The organism is Pseudomonas nitroreducens (assembly GCF_024170165.1).
In the GTDB taxonomy this organism is placed as follows: domain Bacteria; phylum Pseudomonadota; class Gammaproteobacteria; order Pseudomonadales; family Pseudomonadaceae; genus Pseudomonas; species Pseudomonas nitroreducens_C.
Genome location: NZ_JALJXP010000001.1, coordinates 616,798 through 636,833 on the forward strand (window position 1 = coordinate 616,798; position 20,036 = coordinate 636,833).

16 protein-coding genes are annotated in these 20,036 nt (G+C 65.2%); 13 read left to right on the forward strand and 3 right to left on the reverse strand.

Translation table 11 applies throughout. The annotated features are described in order from the left end of the window. Window positions 1–47: 47 nt before the first annotated feature. The gene (locus J2T47_RS02825) at window positions 48–1,286 is read left to right on the forward strand and encodes a sterol desaturase family protein (protein ID WP_253442211.1); all 1,239 of its coding nucleotides are present in this window, start codon (window positions 48–50) and stop codon (window positions 1,284–1,286) included. 26 nt (window positions 1,287–1,312) lie between these two features. Here J2T47_RS02825 and J2T47_RS02830 read toward each other — a convergent pair whose 3' ends face one another. Then, on the reverse strand, window positions 1,313–1,873 hold the full coding sequence (locus tag J2T47_RS02830) for a DedA family protein (RefSeq protein ID WP_253442704.1): 561 nt from the start codon (window positions 1,871–1,873) through the stop codon (window positions 1,313–1,315). Window positions 1,874–2,106: 233 nt separating this feature from the next. On the opposite strand from J2T47_RS02830, the gene hemB reads away from it, so the two are divergent. After that, window positions 2,107–3,126 carry a porphobilinogen synthase gene (gene hemB / locus J2T47_RS02835; RefSeq protein ID WP_253442213.1) on the forward strand — a complete coding sequence of 340 codons (1,020 nt, stop codon included), beginning with the start codon at window positions 2,107–2,109 and terminating at the stop codon, window positions 3,124–3,126. A 24-nt stretch (window positions 3,127–3,150) separates the two neighbouring features. Then, complete coding sequence (gene ppk1 / locus J2T47_RS02840) at window positions 3,151–5,364, forward strand: polyphosphate kinase 1 (RefSeq protein WP_253442215.1); 2,214 nt, start codon at window positions 3,151–3,153, stop codon at window positions 5,362–5,364. Between the two features lie 243 nt (window positions 5,365–5,607). Here the strand turns inward: ppk1 and ppx are convergent, their stop codons facing one another. Further along, the gene (gene ppx / locus J2T47_RS02845; protein WP_253442217.1) at window positions 5,608–7,110 is read right to left on the reverse strand and encodes an exopolyphosphatase; all 1,503 of its coding nucleotides are present in this window, start codon (window positions 7,108–7,110) and stop codon (window positions 5,608–5,610) included. Window positions 7,111–7,300: 190 nt separating this feature from the next. Between ppx and trxA the strand changes: the two genes are divergently transcribed. The 4 genes from trxA (at window position 7,301) to J2T47_RS02865 (ending at window position 11,896) form a co-directional block, all read left to right on the forward strand. Then, the gene (gene trxA / locus J2T47_RS02850) at window positions 7,301–7,627 is read left to right on the forward strand and encodes a thioredoxin TrxA (protein WP_081519510.1); all 327 of its coding nucleotides are present in this window, start codon (window positions 7,301–7,303) and stop codon (window positions 7,625–7,627) included. A 238-nt stretch (window positions 7,628–7,865) separates the two neighbouring features. Continuing rightward, complete coding sequence (gene rho, locus J2T47_RS02855) at window positions 7,866–9,128, forward strand: transcription termination factor Rho (protein ID WP_015475046.1); 1,263 nt, start codon at window positions 7,866–7,868, stop codon at window positions 9,126–9,128. A gap of 222 nt (window positions 9,129–9,350) precedes the next feature. After that, window positions 9,351–10,817, forward strand: coding sequence for a 4-hydroxy-3-polyprenylbenzoate decarboxylase (gene ubiD, locus J2T47_RS02860; RefSeq protein ID WP_253442219.1), 1,467 nt, complete (start codon window positions 9,351–9,353; stop codon window positions 10,815–10,817). A gap of 110 nt (window positions 10,818–10,927) precedes the next feature. Beyond that, window positions 10,928–11,896, forward strand: coding sequence for a CDP-6-deoxy-delta-3,4-glucoseen reductase (locus tag J2T47_RS02865; protein ID WP_253442220.1), 969 nt, complete (start codon window positions 10,928–10,930; stop codon window positions 11,894–11,896). A 67-nt stretch (window positions 11,897–11,963) separates the two neighbouring features. Here J2T47_RS02865 and J2T47_RS02870 read toward each other — a convergent pair whose 3' ends face one another. Next, on the reverse strand, window positions 11,964–12,884 hold the full coding sequence (locus J2T47_RS02870) for a LysR substrate-binding domain-containing protein (RefSeq protein WP_253442223.1): 921 nt from the start codon (window positions 12,882–12,884) through the stop codon (window positions 11,964–11,966). A gap of 242 nt (window positions 12,885–13,126) precedes the next feature. Here J2T47_RS02870 and J2T47_RS02875 point away from each other — a divergent pair, with 242 nt between their 5' ends. The 6 genes from J2T47_RS02875 (at window position 13,127) to J2T47_RS02900 (ending at window position 20,031) form a co-directional block, all read left to right on the forward strand. Further along, on the forward strand, window positions 13,127–14,245 hold the full coding sequence (locus tag J2T47_RS02875; protein ID WP_253442225.1) for an ABC transporter ATP-binding protein: 1,119 nt from the start codon (window positions 13,127–13,129) through the stop codon (window positions 14,243–14,245). Between the two features lie 12 nt (window positions 14,246–14,257). Further along, window positions 14,258–15,184: an ABC transporter permease gene (locus J2T47_RS02880; RefSeq protein ID WP_253442226.1), complete on the forward strand. Its 927-nt coding sequence runs from the start codon at window positions 14,258–14,260 to the stop codon at window positions 15,182–15,184. Beyond that, entirely contained in the window at window positions 15,184–15,990 is an 807-nt protein-coding gene (locus tag J2T47_RS02885) for an ABC transporter permease (RefSeq protein ID WP_253442227.1), read from the forward strand. Before J2T47_RS02880 ends, J2T47_RS02885 begins: the two co-directional genes overlap by 1 nt. A gap of 60 nt (window positions 15,991–16,050) precedes the next feature. Beyond that, window positions 16,051–17,046 carry an ABC transporter substrate-binding protein gene (locus J2T47_RS02890; protein ID WP_437180949.1) on the forward strand — a complete coding sequence of 332 codons (996 nt, stop codon included), beginning with the start codon at window positions 16,051–16,053 and terminating at the stop codon, window positions 17,044–17,046. A 175-nt stretch (window positions 17,047–17,221) separates the two neighbouring features. Next, window positions 17,222–18,682 (forward strand): amidase, encoded by a 1,461-nt coding sequence (locus J2T47_RS02895; RefSeq protein ID WP_253442230.1) that lies wholly within the window; start codon window positions 17,222–17,224, stop codon window positions 18,680–18,682. A 29-nt stretch (window positions 18,683–18,711) separates the two neighbouring features. After that, complete coding sequence (locus tag J2T47_RS02900; RefSeq protein ID WP_253442232.1) at window positions 18,712–20,031, forward strand: malonyl-CoA decarboxylase; 1,320 nt, start codon at window positions 18,712–18,714, stop codon at window positions 20,029–20,031. The last annotated feature ends 5 nt before the right edge of the window (window positions 20,032–20,036 follow it).

Here is a 20,036-nt window from a genome sequence, read left to right on the forward strand (position 1 = left end):
GTTTGAGCCCTGAGGCCTTCCCATAAGCATAACGACTCGGCCGCGACATGAACTACATCCTCTTCGCCGTACCCTTCTTTTTCCTCCTGATCGCCATCGAGCTGCTTGCCGACCGCTGGCGCGGCATGCGCACCTATCGCCTGAGCGATGCGCTGAACAGCCTCAGCGCCGGTGTGCTGTCCACCACCAGCGGCCTGCTGACCAAGGGTCTGGCGGTGCTCACTTACGCCATCGCCTGGCAGCACCTGGCGGTGTTCGAGATGTCCACGCAGAACCTCTGGGTCTGGGTGTTCGCCTTCGTCTTCTATGACTTCTGCTACTACTGGAACCACCGCCTGGGCCACGAGCGCAACGTGCTCTGGGCCGCGCATTCAGTGCACCACCAGAGCGAGGACTACAACCTCTCCACCGCCCTGCGGCAGACCAGCACCGGTTTCATCTTCGGCTGGATCTTCTACCTGCCCATGGCCATCGCCGGGGTGCCGCCGCTGGTGTTCCTCACCGTCGGTGCGCTGAACCTGCTCTACCAGTTCTGGGTGCACACCCGGCACATCCCCAAGCTGGGCTGGTTCGAGTGGATCTTCATCACCCCGTCCAACCACCGCGTGCACCACGCGCAGAACCCGGTCTACATGGATCGCAACTACGGCGGCGTGTTCATCGTCTGGGATCGCCTCTTCGGCACCTTCCAGGAAGAGCTGGACGAGGAGCCGGTGGTGTTCGGCGTGACCGTTCCGCTGGCGAGCTGGAACCCGCTGTGGGCCAACCTGCAGGTCTACGCACACCTGTGGAGCGATGCGCGCCGTGCCGGCAGCCTGTGGGACAAGCTGCGCATCTGGTTCATGCGCACCGGCTGGCGCCCCGAGGACGTCGCCCAGCGCTACCCCATGGCCAAGCCGGACCTGGCGTCCTTCCGCAAGTTCGAGGTGCCGCTGACGCGTGGCCGGCAGTGGTACGCCGGGCTGCAGTTCGCCACCTACGTGGTGGTCGGCACCTGGTTGCTGGGCGTCGGCGAGCACTGGCAGGTGCTGCCGCTGGTGATCGGCTGGAGCTGGATGGCTTTCGGGCTCTACGCCATCGGCTGCTGGCTGGAGAACCGTAGCTGGGCACTGCGCCTGGAACTGCTGCGATTGGCGCTGAACGTGGCGGCAGTGGCGGCAATGGCGCTATGGGGAGGGATCGAGCTGCCGCAGTGGGCGCCCTGGGCGCTGGCGGTCTACTCGCTGCTCAGCCTGATCGGTCTGCTCGGCCTGCGGCGCGCCGAGCGCCTGCCGCAGGCGGCCTGAGCGGCCGACCCGATGGGCCGACGCGCTCAGTCGGCCTTGCTGGCCTTGAAGCGGCGACGCAGCCAGAACAGCAGGCCGATCACCACGAGGCCACCGAGGACCATCAGTTCGTACTTCTTGATGTTGCCCAGCACACCTTCGAGCACGCTGCCGAAGTAGAAGGCAGCGCTGCCCAGCACCGTGGCCCAGACGATGGCGCCGATGCCGTTGAGCAGCAGGTAGCGTGCCGGCGGGTAGCCGGACAGGCCGATGGCTACCGGCATCACGGTGCGCAGGCCGTAGACGAAGCGGAAACTCAGCACCCACAGGTCGGGATGCTTGCGCACGTGCTCCAGAGCCTTGTCGCCCATCTTCTGCCAGCGCGGTTTGCGCGCGAGCAGCTTGCGACCATGGCGACGGCCGAGGAAATACCAGAGCTGGTCGCCCGCGTAGCTGCCGAAGAACGCCACCGCGACGACGTACTCCAGCTGCATGTAGCCGCGGAAAGCGAGGAAGCCGGCCAGGACCAGAATGGTCTCACCCTCGAAGAACGTGCCGAGAAACAGCGCGAAGTAGCCGAAATCCTGCAGGAATTGTTGGAGCATTATCGAGGCAACGCAGCGAAATGAACGCGAAGCCTAACCCGGTTGCGGCCCGCAGGGAAGGTACACCAGTGCGCACAGCTGACCTGGAACAAGTCTGTGCCGGTGCAGAGCGGCGCCGTGCCGCTGCGGCAGGATGCCGCGACCAAGGGTCACTGTTACCGGTTGTTACCAATCGGTCATAATTCAGGGCTATAACTGTCAGACTGTGCCTGCTGTATCAGGCCCTGGAGTACGCCGTGAGCTTCATTCCCGCCGATCGTGCCTTCCCCTTCACTCGACTGCGTCGCAATCGTCGTGACGAATTTTCCCGCCGTCTGGTGCGCGAAAACGTCCTGACCAGCAACGACCTGATCCTTCCGGTATTCGTCCTCGACGGCAAGAATCAGCGTGAAGCGGTGCCCTCGATGCCGGGTGTGGAGCGCATGTCCATCGACCTGCTGCTCAAGGAAGCCGAAGAGCTGGTGGAACTGGGCATCCCGGCGCTGGCGCTGTTCCCGGTGACTCCGCTGGAGAAGAAATCCCTCGATGGCGCCGAAGCCTTCAACCCCGACGGCATCGCCCAGCGCGCCACCCGCGCCCTGCGCGAGCGCTTCCCGGAGCTGGGCATCATCACCGACGTGGCGCTGGACCCGTTCACCAGCCACGGCCAGGACGGCATCCTCGACGAGGACGGCTACGTTCTGAACGACATTTCCGTTGATGTGCTGGTCAAACAGGCGCTTTCCCACGCCGAAGCCGGCGCCCAGGTCGTGGCGCCCTCGGACATGATGGACGGTCGTATCGGCGCGATCCGTGAGGCCCTGGAGTCCACCGGCCACATCAACACCCGCATCATGGCCTACTCGGCCAAGTACGCCAGCGCCTACTACGGCCCGTTCCGCGACGCCGTCGGCTCCGCCGCCAACCTGGGCAAGGGCAACAAGGCCACCTACCAGATGGACCCGGCCAACAGCGACGAAGCGCTGCACGAGATCTACGCTGACCTCGCCGAAGGCGCCGACATGGTCATGGTCAAGCCGGGCATGCCGTATCTCGACATCGTTCGCCGGGCCAAGGACGAATTCCGCGCGCCGACCTTTGTCTACCAGGTCAGCGGCGAGTACGCGATGCACATGGCGGCGATCAACAACGGCTGGCTCAGCGAGGCGGTGATCCTCGAATCGCTGCTGGCCTTCAAACGTGCGGGCGCAGATGGCATCCTGACCTACTTCGCCAAGCGCGCGGCACAACAATTGAAAATGCAAAGCGGGGGCTGATCTCCCCCGTCGAAGAGACGAGCGATGAATACCGAAGGCATTAGCGAAACCGAAGTTATCGAAGCTGACACCACCGCCGAAATCACCGACATCAGCGAAGTCGTGGTGACCGAGGCCGTCGAGGCGCCGCCGCCACCTGTCGAACCGGCGGCGCCGGCGATCAACGTGGACGACAGTGCCCTCTACATTCATCGCGAGCTCTCCCAGCTGCAGTTCAACATCCGCGTGCTGGAACAGGCGCTGGACGAGTCCTACCCACTGCTGGAACGCCTGAAGTTCCTGCTGATCTTCTCCAGCAACCTCGACGAATTCTTCGAGATCCGCGTTGCCGGCCTGAAGAAGCAGATCACCTTCGCCCGTGAACAGGCCGGCGCCGATGGCCTGCTGCCGCACCAGGCGCTGGCGCGTATCAGCGAGCAGGTGCACGAGCAGGTCAGTCGCCAGTACAGCATCCTCAACGACATCCTGTTGCCGGAGCTGGCCAAGCACGACATTCGTTTCATCCGCCGCCGCTACTGGACGCCGAAGATCAAGGCCTGGGTCCGTCGCTTCTTCCGCGACGAGATCGCGCCCATCGTCACCCCGATCGGCCTCGACCCGACCCACCCGTTCCCGCTGCTGGTGAACAAGAGCCTGAACTTCATGGTCGAGCTCGAAGGCCTGGACGCCTTCGGCCGCGATTCCGGCCTGGCGATCATCCCGGCGCCGCGCTCGCTGCCGCGGATCATCCGCCTGCCTGAGGAAGTCGCCGGCCCCGGCGACAACTACGTGTTCCTCTCGTCGATGATCCACGCCCACGCCGACGACCTGTTCCACGGCATGAAGGTGAAGGGCTGCTACCAGTTCCGCCTGACCCGTAACGCCGACCTCTCGGTGGATGCCGAGGACGTCGAAGACCTGGCCCGCGCGCTGCGCGGCGAGCTGTTCTCGCGCCGCTACGGCGATGCCGTACGCCTGGAGGTGGTGGATACCTGCCCGGTGCCGCTGTCCAACTACCTGCTCAAGCAGTTCGGCCTGTCCGAGACCGAGCTGTACCGCGTCAGCGGGCCGGTCAACCTGACCCGCCTGTTCAGTGTCACCGGCCTCGCCAGCCACCCGGAGCTGCAGTCCCCGCCGTTCACCCCGGCGATCCCCAAGCTGCTGCAGAAGAAGGAAAACCTGTTCAACGTCCTGGGCAAGCTCGACGTGCTGCTGATGCACCCGTTCGAGTCCTTCACCCCGGTGGTCGACCTGCTGCGCCAGGCCGCCAAGGACCCCAGCGTGCTGGCGATCAAGCAGACGCTGTACCGCTCCGGGGCCAACTCGGAGATCGTCGACGCGCTGGTGGAAGCCGCGCGCAACGGCAAGGAAGTCACCGTGGTGATCGAGCTGCGGGCGCGCTTCGACGAGGAATCCAACCTGCAGCTGGCCAGCCGCCTGCAGCAGGCCGGTGCGGTGGTGATCTACGGCGTGGTCGGCTTCAAGACCCACGCCAAGATGATGCTGATCCTCCGTCGCGAGGACGGCGAGCTGCGCCGCTACGCGCACCTGGGCACCGGCAACTACCACGCCGGCAACGCCCGCCTGTACACCGACTACAGCCTGCTGACCGCCGACTTGGCGCTCTGCGAGGACCTGCACAAGCTGTTCAACCAGCTGATCGGCATGGGCAAGACCCTGCGCATGAAGAAGCTCCTGCACGCGCCCTTCACTTTGAAGAAGAACCTGCTGGAGATGATCAACCGCGAGGCCGCCCAGGCTGCCGAGGGTAAGCCGGCGCACATTATGGCCAAGGTCAACTCGCTGACCGACGCCAAGGTCATCCGCGCGCTGTACAAGGCCAGCCAGGCCGGCGTGAAGATCGATCTGGTGGTGCGCGGCATGTGCTGCCTGCGTCCGGGCGTGCCGGGCGTGTCGCACAACATCCAGGTGCGCTCGATCATCGGCCGCTTCCTCGAGCACAGCCGGATCTACTACTTCCTCAACGGCGGCGAGGAGAAGCTCTACCTCTCCAGCGCCGACTGGATGGAGCGCAACCTCGACATGCGTGTGGAGACCTGCTTCCCGGTGGAAGGCAAGAAGCTCGTGCTGCGGGTGAAGAAGGAGCTGGAGTCCTACCTGAGCGACAACACCCAGGCCTGGGTTCTGCAGTCCGACGGCAGCTACGTGCGCCAGAGCCCCAGCGGCAACCAGAACGCCCGCAACGCCCAGGCGACCCTGCTGGAGCGCCTGTGCACGCCGGTGATCAACTCGCGCTGATCTGACTGGTGCCTTTGAAAGCCCTGCCTCGGCAGGGCTTTTTCATGAGCACGTTTTTGTAGGAGCGGGCCATGCCCGCGAGCCGCCGGCAAGGCCGGCGTTGGTGCCGCGCTCGATCGTCAACGTGGAGAGCGGATTCCGCCGCACGGGATTTCGCGGGCATGGCCCGCTCCTGCAGGTCATGCCTGGAAATGCAAAGGCCCCGGCGTTTGCGCGCCGGGGCCTTGTCTGTCGCGGGGGCGATCAGCTCACGCTGAGCGCATAGCCCACGCGCTTGAGCCATTCGGCTTCCTGCTCGAAGTCGGCCTGGGTCAGCGGGTTGGCCGCCAGCCAGCCGTCCGGGAAGCGCACGTCCAGCGATTTGCCGGAAGCCTTCAGGGCCACGGCCGGCATTTCCTGGGTGCCACGGATGTGGTGGAAGAGGATGGCGAAGCGCAGCACGATGCACAGGCGGATCAGCTTGTCGCCCTCGTCGCCCAGCTCGTTGAACTTGTCCACCGGGATGTTGCGGCGGTGGCCGCGCACCAGCAGCGCCAGGGTCAGCTGGTCCAGGCGCGAGAAGCCGGCCAGGTCCGAGTGCTCCAGCAGGTAGGCGCCGTGCTTGTGGTAGTGGTAGTGGGCGATGTCCAGACCCAGCTCATGCACGCGCGCCGCCCACATCAGCAGCTCACGGTGGCCTTCGTCGTTCAGGTCCCAGGCCTTGGCGACCTGATCCAGCGATTCCAGCGCCTTGGCCTCGACGCGTGTGGCCTGTTCCGGATCGACGTGGTAGCGCTCCATGAGGGCGCCGATGGTGCGCTCGCGGACGTCCTCGTGGTGATGACGGCCGAGCAGGTCGTAGAGCACGCCTTCGCGCAAGGCGCCTTCGGAATGGGTCATGCGGGTCAGTTCGAGGGCGTCGAACAGCGCCTCGAGGATCGCCATGCCGGCCGGGAAGATCGGCCGGCGGTCCGGCTTGATGCCGTCGATGTCGAGCTTCTCGACCTCGCCCAGCTTGAACATCTTGCGCTTGAGCCAGGCCAGGCCTTCGGGGTTGATCTCGCCGTTGCCGTGGCCACCGGCCTGGATCGCCAGGCAGATTGCGCGGATGGTGCCGGAGGCCCCAACGGCCTCGTCCCAGCCCAGGCGACGCAGGCTGTTCTCGATGCTCATCAGCTCCAGGCGGGCCGAGGTGTAGGCCTGGGCATAGCGCGCCGGGGTGATCTTGCCGTCCTTGAAATAGCGCTGGGTGAAACTCACGCAGCCCATCTGCAGGCTCTCGCGCAGTTGCGATTCGAACTGCTGGCCGATGATGAACTCGGTGCTGCCGCCGCCGATGTCGACCACCAGGCGCTTGCCGGGGTTGTCCGGCAGGGTGTGGGACACGCCGAGGTAGATCAGACGCGCTTCTTCACGGCCGGAGATGACTTCCACCGGGTGGCCGAGGATCTGGTCGGCTTCTCGGATGAATTCGGCACGGTTGCGCGCCTCGCGCAGGGCGTTGGTGCCCACCACGCGTACCGAGCCCGGCGGCATGCCGCTGATGAACTGGGCGAACTGCTTCAGGCAGTCGTAGCCGCGCTGCATCGCTTCCGCGGTGAGCATGCGGTCCTCGCCGATGCCCGCGGCCAGCTGGACCTTCTCGCCCAGCCGCTCGAGGATGCGGATCTCGCCGTGATCGGCCTTCGCCAGGACCATGTGGAAACTGTTCGAGCCAAGGTCAATGGCCGCGATCATGGGAAAGGTCTTGGCAGGGGTATGGGGCATAGGGGCGGGTCCGGATAAATACGGGAGACATCCTGCCATTTTAGGCAGGTAGTGCCAATGAAGGGGTTGTCACCGATCAGAAGTCACCGCGGCAGCGATAGATACACTCAATCGGCTGCGCCTTTCGGTGTGGGCCGAGGCGGGATATGATGGCGGACACTTTTTCGCATCCGATTGACGGAGAGAATACATGAGCGAACATATCGTCAATGTTACCGATGCCAGCTTCGAGCAGGACGTACTGAAGTCCGATAGTCCCGTGCTGGTCGACTACTGGGCCGAATGGTGCGGTCCGTGCAAGATGATCGCCCCGGTACTCGACGAGATCGCCAAGGACTATCAGGGCAAGCTGAAAGTCTGCAAGCTGAACATCGACGAGAACCAGGACACCCCGCCGAAGTACGGCGTGCGTGGCATTCCGACCCTGATGCTGTTCAAGGGCGGCAACGTCGAAGCGACCAAGGTCGGTGCACTGTCCAAGTCGCAACTGGCTGCCTTCCTCGACAGCAACATCTAAGTCGAGAAGCCTCGAGAAACCCCGCCAATGTGCGGGGTTTTTTCGTTATTGCCCCTAGACGCTCCGAAACCCGGGTGTTAAATTCGGGCGCACAACGATTATTTCGTTGTCCCCTGCAAGCCGTCGCCGACGCACTTCCCATTCGAATTCCAAGCGATCCTGTCCGTCATCTACGGCGCGGCTCTTCAAGCATCACGCTTGTTCCCTTTTCCCCTTTCAGCGTATTTACGTCCCTTCTATGAATCTGACCGAACTCAAGCAAAAGCCGATTGCCGAATTGCTGGAAATGTCCGATGCCATGGGCCTGGAAAACATGGCCCGTTCGCGCAAGCAGGACATCATCTTCGCACTGCTGAAGAAGCACGCGAAAAGCGGCGAGGAAATCTCCGGTGACGGCGTGCTGGAGATTCTCCAGGATGGCTTCGGCTTCCTGCGCTCCGCCGATTCCTCGTACCTGGCCGGCCCCGACGACATCTACGTCTCGCCCAGCCAGATCCGTCGCTTCAACCTGCGCACGGGCGATACCATCATCGGCAAGATTCGGCCGCCGAAGGAAGGCGAGCGTTACTTCGCCCTGCTGAAAGTCGACTCGATCAACTTCGATCGTCCGGAGAACGCGAAGAACAAGATTCTCTTCGAGAACCTGACGCCGCTGTTCCCGACCAAGCGCCTGACCATGGAAGCCGGCAACGGCTCCACCGAGGACCTCACCGGCCGTGTGATCGACCTCTGTTCGCCGATCGGCAAGGGCCAGCGCGGCCTGATCGTCGCCCCGCCGAAAGCGGGCAAGACCATCATGCTGCAGAACATCGCCTCGAACATCACCCGCAACAACCCCGAGTGCCACCTGATCGTCCTGCTGATCGACGAGCGCCCGGAAGAAGTGACCGAGATGCAGCGCACCGTGCGCGGCGAAGTGGTCGCCTCCACCTTCGACGAGCCGCCGACCCGCCACGTGCAGGTCGCCGAGATGGTGATCGAGAAGGCCAAGCGCCTGGTCGAGCACAAGAAGGACGTGATCATCCTGCTCGACTCCATCACCCGTCTGGCCCGTGCCTACAACACCGTGATCCCCAGCTCCGGCAAGGTGCTCACCGGTGGTGTCGACGCCCACGCCCTGGAAAAGCCCAAGCGCTTCTTCGGCGCCGCGCGCAACATTGAGGAAGGCGGTTCGCTGACCATCCTCGCCACCGCGCTGATCGAAACCGGCTCGAAGATGGACGAAGTGATCTACGAGGAATTCAAGGGTACCGGTAACTCGGAACTCATCCTCGACCGTCGCATCTCGGAAAAACGCGTGTTCCCGGCGATCAACATCAATCGCTCCGGCACCCGTCGCGAAGAGCTGCTCACCGGTGAGGAAGAGCTGCAGCGCATGTGGATCCTGCGCAAGATCCTCCACCCGATGGACGAGATCGCTGCCGTGGAGTTCCTCCTCGACAAGCTGCGCCAGACGAAGACCAACGACGAGTTCTTCGACTCGATGAAGCGCAGCAAGTAAGAGTCGCCGGCAAATCTGTTCTGGCGTTGTTGCCTGGCCTCTGCCGTACACAAAGTACTGTCTGAGGCCAGGCGTCTAGCCAGAACCGCTTCGCTCAGATTTGTCAGCGACTCTACGCGCTTCTGCAATGCCACGAAGGCCGGGGAAACCCGGCCTTCGTGTTTCTGCCTGGCGGTGATAGGCGGTAGACTGTCGCATCATCCTGCCGCCATCGAGACCCTCATGCAGTATCGCGACCTGCGCGAGTTCATCGCTGCCCTGGAGCAGCGCGGACAGCTCAAGCGCATCCAGGCGCCGGTATCCCCGGTGCTGGAAATGACCGAGGTGTGCGACCGCACCCTGCGCGCCAAGGGCCCGGCCCTGCTGTTCGAAAAGCCCACCGGCTACGACATCCCCGTACTCGGCAACCTGTTCGGCACGCCCGAGCGCGTGGCGCTGGGCATGGGCGCCGAGGACGTCTCCGAACTGCGCGAGATCGGCAAGCTGCTGGCCTTCCTCAAGGAGCCCGAGCCGCCCAAGGGGCTGAAGGACGCCTGGTCCAAGCTGCCGATCTTCAAGAAGGTCATCAACATGGCGCCCAAGGTGCTGCGGGACGCGCCGTGCCAGGAAGTGGTCGAGGAGGGCGACGATGTCGACCTGTCGAAGCTGCCGGTGCAGACCTGCTGGCCCGGCGACGTCGCGCCGCTGATCACCTGGGGCCTCACGGTCACCCGCGGGCCGAACAAGGAACGGCAGAACCTGGGCATCTACCGCCAGCAGGTGATCGGCCGCAACAAGGTGATCATGCGCTGGCTCAGCCACCGTGGCGGCGCGCTCGACTTCCGTGAGTGGTGCCAGAAGCATCCCGGCCAGCCCTATCCGGTGGCCGTGGCCCTCGGTGCGGACCCGGCGACCATCCTCGGCGCCGTGACTCCGGTACCGGACAACCTCTCCGAATACGCCTTCGCCGGCCTGCTGCGCGGGCACAAGACCGAGCTGGTCAAGTGCATCGGCAACGACCTGCAGGTCCCGGCCAGCGCCGAGATCGTCCTCGAAGGGGTGATCCATCCCGGCGAGATGGCCGATGAAGGCCCGTACGGCGACCACACCGGCTACTACAACGAAGTGGACCGCTTCCCGGTGTTCACCGTCGAACGCATCACCCGCCGGCAGAAACCGATCTACCACAGCACCTACACCGGTCGCCCGCCGGATGAGCCGGCGATCCTCGGCGTGGCGCTGAACGAAGTCTTCGTGCCGATCCTGCAGAAGCAGTTCCCCGAGATCACCGATTTCTACCTGCCGCCCGAAGGCTGCTCCTACCGCATGGCGGTGGTGACCATGAAGAAACAGTACCCCGGCCACGCCAAGCGCGTGATGCTCGGTGTCTGGTCGTTCCTGCGACAGTTCATGTACACCAAGTTCGTTATCGTCACCGACGACGACATCAACGCCCGCGACTGGAACGACGTGATCTGGGCCATCACCACGCGCATGGACCCCAAGCGCGACACGGTGATGATCGACAACACCCCGATCGACTACCTGGACTTCGCCTCGCCGATCTCCGGCCTCGGTTCGAAGATGGGGCTGGACGCCACCCACAAGTGGCCGGGCGAGACGAGCCGCGAATGGGGGCGGGTGATCGAGAAGGATCCGGCGGTGACCCGCCGCGTCGACGAAATCTGGGCGAGCCTGGGCATCGATTGATGCATGGGTAACCTTGTGGGAACGGGCGATGCCCGCGAACCTTGCCTCGCAATGGCTCCAGGTCGCGCGCATGGCTCGCTCCTACAGAATCAGAAGAACGAGAACAGCGCTTGAAAGTGACCTTGCAACCCTCCGGCGCCCAGCTCGAGCTGCGGCCCGGAGAACGTATCCTCGACGGTGCGCGGCGCCTGGGCTACGAGTGCCCGCAGAGCTGCCGCAACGGCAATTGCCATATCTGCGCGGCGCTGCTGGTGGAAGGCCGCGTGCGCCAGGATGGCGAGGTGCGCGACCACGGCGAGCTCTTCACCTGCCTGGCCGAGCCGCTGGAAGACTGCGTGCTGCACTGGGACGGCGTGCTAGCCCCCGGCGAGCTGCCGGTGCGCAAGCTGTCCTGCCAGGTGACTCTCTGCGAGCCGGTGGGCGGCGACGTCTGGCGCGTGCGCCTGCGCGCCCCTGCCGGCAAACCGCCGCGCTACCACGCCGGCCAGTACGTGCTGATCGAGCGCGATGGCAGTGACCCGGCGGCCTTTTCCCTGGCCTCCGCGCCGCAGGAAGGGCGTGACCTGGAGCTGCATATCCTGGCCCGCGAGAACAGCGCCATCGAGCTATTGGCGCAGTTGCAGCGCGACCGCTTCGCCCGCGTGCAGATGCCCTTCGGCGATGCGCACCTGGCCGACCTGCCGGACGGCCCGCTGGTGCTGATCGCCGCCGGCACCGGCATGGCGCAGATGCACAGCCTGATCGAATTCTGCCGCGCCACCGGCTTCGCCCACCCGGTACACCTGTACTGGGGCGTGCGCCGCCCGGAGGACTTCTACGAGCTGCCGCACTGGGAGCAGTGGGAAAGCGTGCCCAACCTGCACCTGCACAGGATCGTCAGCGACCTGTGTGGCTGGCAGGGACGTTGTGGCCTGCTGCATGAAGCGGTGTGCGAGGACTTCGCCGAGCTGTCCGGCCTGCGCGTCTACGCCAGCGGCTCGCCGGCGATGGTCTACGGCACCCTGGATGCGCTGGTGGCGGCGGGCATGGACCCGCATCAAATGCGCGCCGACGTCTTCGCCTACGCACCACGAGGCTGATTCAACTGCCTAGCGTCGTTGGAGCGCCTCGCCGTGCTAGTCGCACTGTCTTCGGCACTCCGCCTAGCTATTCAGTCGACTCAGTCTCGTGGGTGACATGTGGCGAGAACTCCTCCTGCAATTCCGCACGAATCCAATCCTCGAACCAGGCCACGTCGGCGCTCACCGCGCCGGTGGGCAGCAGCAGTTGGTAGCTTTCCAGCGGCACTTCCTCGAGTAGCGGCCGTACCAGCGTGCCGGCGGCCAGCTGGTGCTTCACCAGCACCAGGTTGGCCAGGGCGATGCCGTGCCCGGCCTCGGCCATGGACAACGCGTGGTCGTTGCTGACGTAGAGCACGTCGGAGTTCACCCGCAAGTCCAGCCCGATGGTGGACAGCCAGAGGTTCCACCATTCGCCGTCATCGACGTGGATCAGCTTGTGCCGCGCCAAGTCGTGCACGCTGCTCAGCGGGCCGTGCTCTTCGAGGTAGGAGGGCGAGCACACCGGGAAAACCGATGGCCGCACCAGGGTGCTGTGGCACTGCGGGTAGACCCCGGGAAGTCCGTAGACGATGCCAAGATCGGCGCTTTTACCGTCCACTTCGGTGAAGGTCGGGTTGGGTTCCACTGCCACCTTCAGGCCGGGGCGCTGCTGGCGCAGGGTCTCCAGGCGCGGCATCAGCCAGCGCTTGGCGAAGGCCGGCACCACCAGGATCTTCAGCCAGCGCGCGGTGCCGCCGGGAGCCAGCTCAAAGCCGGCGTCGGCGATCTGCTGCAGGGCTGTGGATATCTTCGCGTAGTAGCGCTGCCCGGCCGGCGTCAGGCTGACGCCGCGCGGAGTGCGCTCGAACAGTTGCACGCCCAGCCAGTCTTCCAGCAGCTTCACGTGACGGCCGATGGCTGGCTGCGTCACATGCAGGTCTTTCGAGGCGGCGACATAGCTGCCCAGCCGGGCGGCAGCCTCGAAGGCGCGGACGGCATTGAGCGGCGGAAGGCGCTGGATGGACATGGGGCGAGCCTCGTGGGTGGGTGCCTAGTATCAGCTCAGCTGTTAAATTTTTTAATATCGAATGTAAGAAAATTGAGCTTTCCGCTCAACCACCTTTCTTCGAATATCCGCTTCAACAACACCACAACTTGGGCTCGACCCAAGACCAGCGCTGCAATCCAGCGTCTCTAGTCCTGCCAGAACAACTACAAGATCCCCCGACCGCCTGCTGGTGGCGGAAGGGAAGGTACGGAGGTTTCACCATGAGTGCCCTGCACAGCCTGCAGACGGCGGCGGTTTCCATCCGCTCCGTGCGCAAGGTCTACGGCGATCCGGCGAGCGGTCCCGTCGCTCTGAAATGCGTCGACCTGGACATCCGCGACAACGAGTTCTTCACCCTGCTCGGCCCCTCGGGCTGCGGCAAGACCACCCTGCTGCGGATGATCGCCGGCTTCGAATTCCCCACCTCCGGGGAAATCCAGCTCTACGGCGAGAACATCGCCGACCGGCCGCCCTTCGAGCGCCCGGTGAACACCGTGTTCCAGCACTACGCGCTGTTCCCGCACATGACCATCGCCGAGAACCTGGCCTTCGGCCTGGAATCCCACCCGATGGGCCAGCGCATGAGCAAGGCGCAGGTCGCCGAGCGCGTTCGCGAGATGCTCGCCCTGGTGCAGATGGAGCGCTTCGCCCAGCGCAAGCCGACCCAGCTCTCCGGCGGCCAGCAACAGCGTGTCGCCCTGGCCCGTGCGCTGGCGCCGCACCCCAAGGTGCTGCTGCTCGACGAACCGCTGTCCGCCCTCGACCTCAAGCTGCGCCAGGCCATGCGCGAAGAGCTCAAGGCGATCCAGTCCAAGACCGGCATCACCTTCATCTTCGTCACCCATGACCAGGAAGAAGCCCTGACCATGTCCGACCGCATCGCCGTGCTCTCCGAGGGCGAGGTGCAACAGGTTGGCCGTCCGGACGACATCTACGAAAACCCGCGCAACCGCTTCGTCGCCGACTTCATCGGCGAGACCAACTTCCTCCCGGCGCGGGTCGAGAACTTCGCCGGTGACTGCGCGCAGTACCGCCTCCCCGGTGACCAGCTGATCGAAGCCCAGGCCCGTGAAGGCCTCAAGGTCGGCGCCGAGGTCACCCTGTCGATCCGCCCCGAGCGCCTGCAACTGGTGGCCGAGGGCACTCCGTCTGCCACGCCCTGCACTGTGGTCCAGCAGATTTACCTGGGCACCGACCTGCAGTACCAGGTCAGCCTCGCCGACGGCACCCGCCTGACGGTCCGCGCGCCCAACAGCGCCGGCCAGCGTGGCCGTCTGGCAGCCGGGCAACGCGCCGGGCTGCTATTCGAGAAAGGCAGCGCCAGCGTCCTGGTGGACTGAGCGGGGGTGAGCATGAAACAGATATCCACAACCGCCGGCAATTCGCTGGAGCGGCGTCAGGCGCTGCGCAGCTTCCTCGGCGTGTCGCCGGCACTGGTTTCCATCGGGCTGTTCCTGATCGTGCCGATCTTCATCGTGGTCGGTTACTCGCTGATGCAGGCCAACCCCTACGGCGGGGTGAATCCGCACTTCAGCGTCGACGCCTATGTCTCGCTGCTGTTCGAGCGCCAGCTCGACGACAGCCTGGCCTTCGCCGATTCCTACGTGATGATCGCCCTGCGCTCCATCGGCATCGCCGCGGCGACCACCGCCATCACCCTGCTGGTGGGCTTCCCGGTGGCGGTGTGGCTGGCGATGCAGCCGGCGCACCGTCGCGGCCTGCTGATCTTCCTGATCACCGTGCCGTTCTGGGCCAACCTGCTGATCCGCACCTACGCCTGGATTTTGCTGCTGCGCGGCACCGGCGTGGTCAACGGCACGCTGATGAGCCTCGGCATCATCCACCAGCCGCTGAACATGCTCTACACCGACGGCGCGGTGCTGCTGGGCCTGGTCTACACCTACGCGCCCTTCGTGGTGCTGCCGATCTACGCGACCCTGGAGAAGATGGACATGCGCCTCCTCGAAGCGGCCCAGGACCTCTACGCCGGGCGCATCCGCACCCTGCGCAAGGTGGTCCTGCCGATTGCCCGGCCGGGCATCCTGGCTGGCGCCATCCTCACCTTCGTGCCCTGCCTGGGCGCGATGATCGCCCCCGAGCTGCTCGGCGGCGGCACCAAGATGATGCTCGGCAACCTGATCTTCCGGCAGTTCAGCGACTCGCGGAACTGGCCCTTCGGCGCGGCGCTGTCGCTGGTGCTGATGGGGGCCGTGATGCTGGTGCTGATGTTCTACGCGATGCGCGCCGAGCGCCTGCGCATCGCCCGGGGAGGTGAATGATGCTCTCGCTACTGACCAAGCGCCGTCTGGGTGTGCAGGATTTCCGCGGCTTCGGCGCCCTGAGCTTGCTGTTCTACCTGTACCTCTACGCGCCCATCGTGGTGCTGGTGGTGCTCTCGTTCAACGCCAACCAGTCCGCCACCGTGTGGACCGGCTTCAGCCTCGACTGGTACCGCAGCGCCTTCGCCAACCAGGCGCTGCGCCAGGCCGCCGGCAACAGCCTGCTGATCGCCGTGTGCGCCAGCGTGATCGCCACGGTGATCGCCACCCTGGCCGCGCTGGGCACCTCGCGCGGGGCCAAGTTCAAGGGGCTGCGCCTGTCCATGGGGGCGATCATGCTGCCGCTGGTGCTGCCCGAGATCGTCGTCGGCGTGGCCACCCTGGCGCTGTTCTCCACCCTCGGCCTGTCGCTGGGCTACGGCAATCTGATCATCGCCCACACGGTGTTCTGCATCCCGTTCGCCTACCTGCCGATCCGTGCCCGCCTGAACGACATGGACCTGTCTCTGGAGCAGGCCGCCGCCGACCTCTACGCCGGTCCCTGGCGGACCTTCCGCAAGGTGACCCTGCCGCTGCTGATGCCGGGGATCTTCTCGGGGCTGATGCTGGCCTTCATCGTCTCGCTGGATAACTTCGTGATCTCGATGATGGTCTCCCAGGCCGGCACCACCACCTTGCCGATCTTCATCTTCGGCCTGCTGCGCATGGGCGTGACGCCCGATGTGAACGCGGTGTCGACCCTGATCCTCGGCGTTTCCGTGCTGTTCGTAACCCTGTCCTACCTGCTCGGCAAGAAGAAGGCCTGAGCCCACATACCGGAGTAGAAGATGAGCAAACTGATCGCTGCTGTAGGGGCCTCGCTGGCCATGGGGCTGGTGGCCAACGTGCACGCCGCCGAACAACTGAACGTGGTGAGCTGGAGTGGCTATTTCACCCCGCAGATCCTGGAGAAGTTCGAGAAGGAAACCGGCATCAAGGTGACCGTGGATTCCTACGACTCCAACGAAACGCTGCTGGCCAAGCTCAAGCAGGGCGGCACCGGCTACGACGTGGCCATTCCCTCGCACCAGTTCGTGCCGATCCTGATCCAGGAGAAGCTGCTGGAGCGCTTCGACCCGGCCAGCCAGCCGTACTACGCCAATGTCGAAGACAACCTGAAGAAGCCCACCTGGGACCCGGAAGGTGCCTACGCCGTGCCCTTCATCTGGGGCACCACCAGCGTGGTGCTGGACAGCGCCCGCTACAGCGGCCCGGCCGACAGCTACTCGGTGCTGTTTACCCCGCCGGCGGAGCTGCAGGGCAAGATCAACATGTTCGACTCGGCGAGCGAGGTGATCGACACCGCCAGCCTCTACCTGGGCATCCCGCTGTGCAGCGAGGACCCCAAGCAGATGCAACAGGTGCTGACCCTGCTGAAGAACCAGAAGCCCTTCGTGAAGACCTACAGCTCCAAGGCCGGCTCGATCCGCGAGAACCTGGCCTCGGGTGAAGTCGACATGTCGATGTTCTGGGGCGGCTCGTCGATGCGTGCGCGCGAGATGAAATCCAGCCTGAAGTACCTCTACCCGAAAGAGGGCGTGATGGCCTGGGTGGACAACCTGGTGATCCCGGCCGGCGCCAAGCACCCGGAGAACGCGAAGAAGTTCATCGCCTTCCTCAGCCAGCCGGAAAACTCGGCGATGACCCAGAACTTCCTCAAGCACCAGAGCCCGATCAAGGGTGTTGAACCCTTCCTCGACGCCAGCCTGAAGGATGCGCCGGAACTCCACATCCCCGCGGGCACCAAGGTGGTGTTCAGCAAGACCTGCGGCGAAGGCGCGATCCGCCTGGCCGACCGTATCTGGACCAACCTGATGCGCTGATCCCGACCGGGACAGCCGCCGACCGCCGCTGCTCGCGTCCACCTTGGTGGGCGTGCCGGCAGCGTGCGGCCCGGCGAACGCGCTATTCGTTACAAGCCCCATCCGCTGATGGGGTCGTTGAACCCGACCGAACCTTCCCGTTGCGGGAAATCCTGATGAAAAAAGGCCTCGTTCCATGAGCCAGAAGAACCAGCAAAACGAACTCGTCCAGCTCCAGGCCCACGAACTGGCCCAGCGTATCCGGCTGCGCCAGGTTTCCTGCCGTGAAGTGATGCAGGCGCACCTCGACCAGATCGAGCGCTACAACCCGATGGTCAACGCCATCATCAGCCAGCAGCCGGACGACATCCTGCTGGCCGAAGCCGACCAGCGCGACGCCGAACTGGCCCGTGGCGAGTACCGTGGCTGGATGCACGGCCTGCCCCACGCAGTGAAGGACCTGTCGCTGACCCAGGGCATCCGCACCACCCTAGGTTCGCCGCTGTTCAGCGACTACCTGCCAGAGCGCGACGGCATCATGGTCGAGCGCATCAAGGCGGCCGGCGCGATCATCATCGGCAAGACCAACACCCCCGAATTCGGCCTCGGCTCCCACAGCTACAACCCGATCTTCGGTGCCACCGGCTGCGCCTACGCGCCCGAACGCACCGCCGGCGGCAGCAGCGGTGGCGCGGCGGCGGCCCTGGCGCTGCAGATGGTCCCGGTGGCCGACGGCAGCGACATGATGGGCTCGCTGCGCAACCCGGCGGCCTTCAACAACATCATCGGTTTCCGTCCGTCCCAGGGCCGCGTGCCCTTCGACGACAGCGCCGACCTGTTCATCGACCAGCTCGGCTACGAAGGCCCGATGGGCCGCAGCGTGCGCGACGTGGCGCTGCTACTGTCGGTACAGGCCGGCGGCGATGCCCGTGCGCCGCTGTCGATTTCCGAGAGCGGCGAGCAGTTCGCCGGCTCGCTGGAGCGCGACTTCAAGGGCGCACGGCTGGGCTGGCTGGGCGACCTGGGCGGCCACCTGCCCATGGAAAAGGGCGTGCTGGAGCTGTGCCGCCAATCCTTCGCCGACTTCGAAGCCATCGGCTGCCACGTCGAAGAGACCGCCATGGGCTTCTCCCCCGAGCGCCTCTGGGACACCTGGCGCACCCTGCGCCACTGGATGGTCGCCGGCTCCCTCGGCGCGGCCTACATCGACCCGGCCAAGCGCGAACTGCTCAAGCCCGAAGCCATCTGGGAAGTGGAGAACGGCCTGAAGCTCTCGGCCATGGATGTGTTCCGCGCGTCCGCCGCGCGCAGCGACTGGTACCGCGCCATCAGCCGGCTGTTCGAGCGCTACGACTACCTGCTGTTGCCCAGCGCCCAGGTGTTCCCGTTCGACAAGACCTGGGACTGGCCGAAGGAAATCGCCGGCCAGGCCATGGACACCTACCACCGCTGGATGGAAGTGGTGATCCCGGCCACCCTGTCCGGTTGCCCGGCGGCCAACGTGCCGGTGGGCTTCAATGAGCAGGGCCTGCCCATGGGCCTGCAGATCATCGGTAGGCACCAGGCCGACATGGCCGTGCTGCAACTGGCCCACGCCTACGAGCAGGCCTCGCGCTGGTACCAGCGCTGCCCGCCGCCGGTGCTGGCGGGGGATTGATCCACTTTTCCACAAGCTGAGGGGGACGCATGAATATCAGCTTCTTCCAGGAACTGCTGCAAAGCATCACCGAGCGCGGCCGGCAATTGCTGGAATCGCGCGAGCCGGCGCCGGGCAATGCCCAGGCGCTGGCGCAGGCTTGCCACAAGCTGATCTCCAGCCACGGCGAAGCCTCGGGCGTGGCCCTGGCGCAGCAGGTCCTGTGCGCCTACCGGGATTGCCCGCAAGACCAGCAGAAGGCCTTCTTCGACACCCTGCTGAAGGACTTCGCTCCGCCCCACGACGCGCTGGCGCAAGCCTGCCAGCGCTACCTCGACGAGCCGTCGTCGGCCAACACCACGGCGTTGTTCGAGGCCAGCGAGCCGCCGCGCCAGGAGCTGTTCCGCCGCCTCAACCAGGCGCCCGGCGGCACTGCCGAGCTGATCGCCATGCGCCGCCTGCTGCTCCAGGAGCTCAAGGCCAATCCCGAGCTGGCCGCCGTGGACCACGACCTGCAGCACCTGCTGACCTCCTGGTTCAACCGCGGCTTCCTGGTGCTGCGGCGCATCGACTGGTCGACACCGGCGTCGATCCTGGAAAAGATCATCAGGTACGAGGCCGTCCACGCCATCAAGGACTGGGACGACCTGCGCAGCCGCCTGCAGCCGGCCGACCGCCGCTGCTTCGCCTTCTTCCACCCGGCGCTGGCCGATGAGCCGTTGATCTTCGTCGAGGTGGCGCTGACCCGTTCCATGCCGGGTGCGATTGCAGAGATCCTGGAGGGCAAGGCTGGTGATGAGTCGGCAGAAGCGCCCGACACTGCGGTGTTCTATTCCATCAGCAACTGCCAGGACGGCCTGCGCGGCATCTCCTTCGGCAACTTCCTGATCAAGCAGGTGGTGGAGGAGCTGGCGCGGGAGGTTCCCGGTCTGCGCCAGTTCGTCACCCTGTCGCCGGTGCCCGGCTTCCGCCGCTGGCTCGATAGCCTGGGCGACGACCCGCAACTGGGCGCGGCGGCCGCCGAATTGCTCAAGGCGCTCAAGCCCGATGCAGCGCCGCCACCACGCACGGAACAACCGATGCTGGCGCTGGCCGCCGAATACTTCCTGCATGCCCGCAACGGCGCGGGTTTGCCGCTGGACCCGGTGGCGCGCTTCCACCTGGGCAACGGCGCCCGCCTGGAACGCCTGAACTGGCGCGGCGACCTCTCCGCCAGCGGCCTGCGCCAGGCTGCCGGGCTGATGGTCAATTACCGCTACGAACTGCGCCAGATCGAAAAGAACCACGAAGCCTACGCCAACCAGGGCGCGGTCACCGCCTCACCCGAGGTGCGCAAGCTGGCCACCCTGTCGGCGAAAACAAAACGCTAGGACCT

Bases quoted from the DNA above. Each gene is read 5' to 3' on its own strand.
- J2T47_RS02895 (WP_253442230.1), top strand. From the start codon at position 17,222: ATGAGCCAGAAGAACCAGCAAAACGAACTCGTCCAGCTCCAGGCCCAC.
- J2T47_RS02825 (WP_253442211.1), top strand. From the start codon at position 48: ATGAACTACATCCTCTTCGCCGTACCCTTCTTTTTCCTCCTGATCGCC.
- ubiD (WP_253442219.1), top strand. From the start codon at position 9,351: ATGCAGTATCGCGACCTGCGCGAGTTCATCGCTGCCCTGGAGCAGCGC.
- J2T47_RS02900 (WP_253442232.1), top strand. From the start codon at position 18,712: ATGAATATCAGCTTCTTCCAGGAACTGCTGCAAAGCATCACCGAGCGC.
- ppx (WP_253442217.1), bottom strand. From the start codon at position 7,110: ATGCCCCATACCCCTGCCAAGACCTTTCCCATGATCGCGGCCATTGAC.
- ppk1 (WP_253442215.1), top strand. From the start codon at position 3,151: ATGAATACCGAAGGCATTAGCGAAACCGAAGTTATCGAAGCTGACACC.
- J2T47_RS02890 (WP_437180949.1), top strand. From the start codon at position 16,051: ATGGGGCTGGTGGCCAACGTGCACGCCGCCGAACAACTGAACGTGGTG.
- rho (WP_015475046.1), top strand. From the start codon at position 7,866: ATGAATCTGACCGAACTCAAGCAAAAGCCGATTGCCGAATTGCTGGAA.
- J2T47_RS02885 (WP_253442227.1), top strand. From the start codon at position 15,184: ATGCTCTCGCTACTGACCAAGCGCCGTCTGGGTGTGCAGGATTTCCGC.
- trxA (WP_081519510.1), top strand. From the start codon at position 7,301: ATGAGCGAACATATCGTCAATGTTACCGATGCCAGCTTCGAGCAGGAC.
- J2T47_RS02875 (WP_253442225.1), top strand. From the start codon at position 13,127: ATGAGTGCCCTGCACAGCCTGCAGACGGCGGCGGTTTCCATCCGCTCC.
- J2T47_RS02870 (WP_253442223.1), bottom strand. From the start codon at position 12,884: ATGTCCATCCAGCGCCTTCCGCCGCTCAATGCCGTCCGCGCCTTCGAG.
- J2T47_RS02880 (WP_253442226.1), top strand. From the start codon at position 14,258: ATGAAACAGATATCCACAACCGCCGGCAATTCGCTGGAGCGGCGTCAG.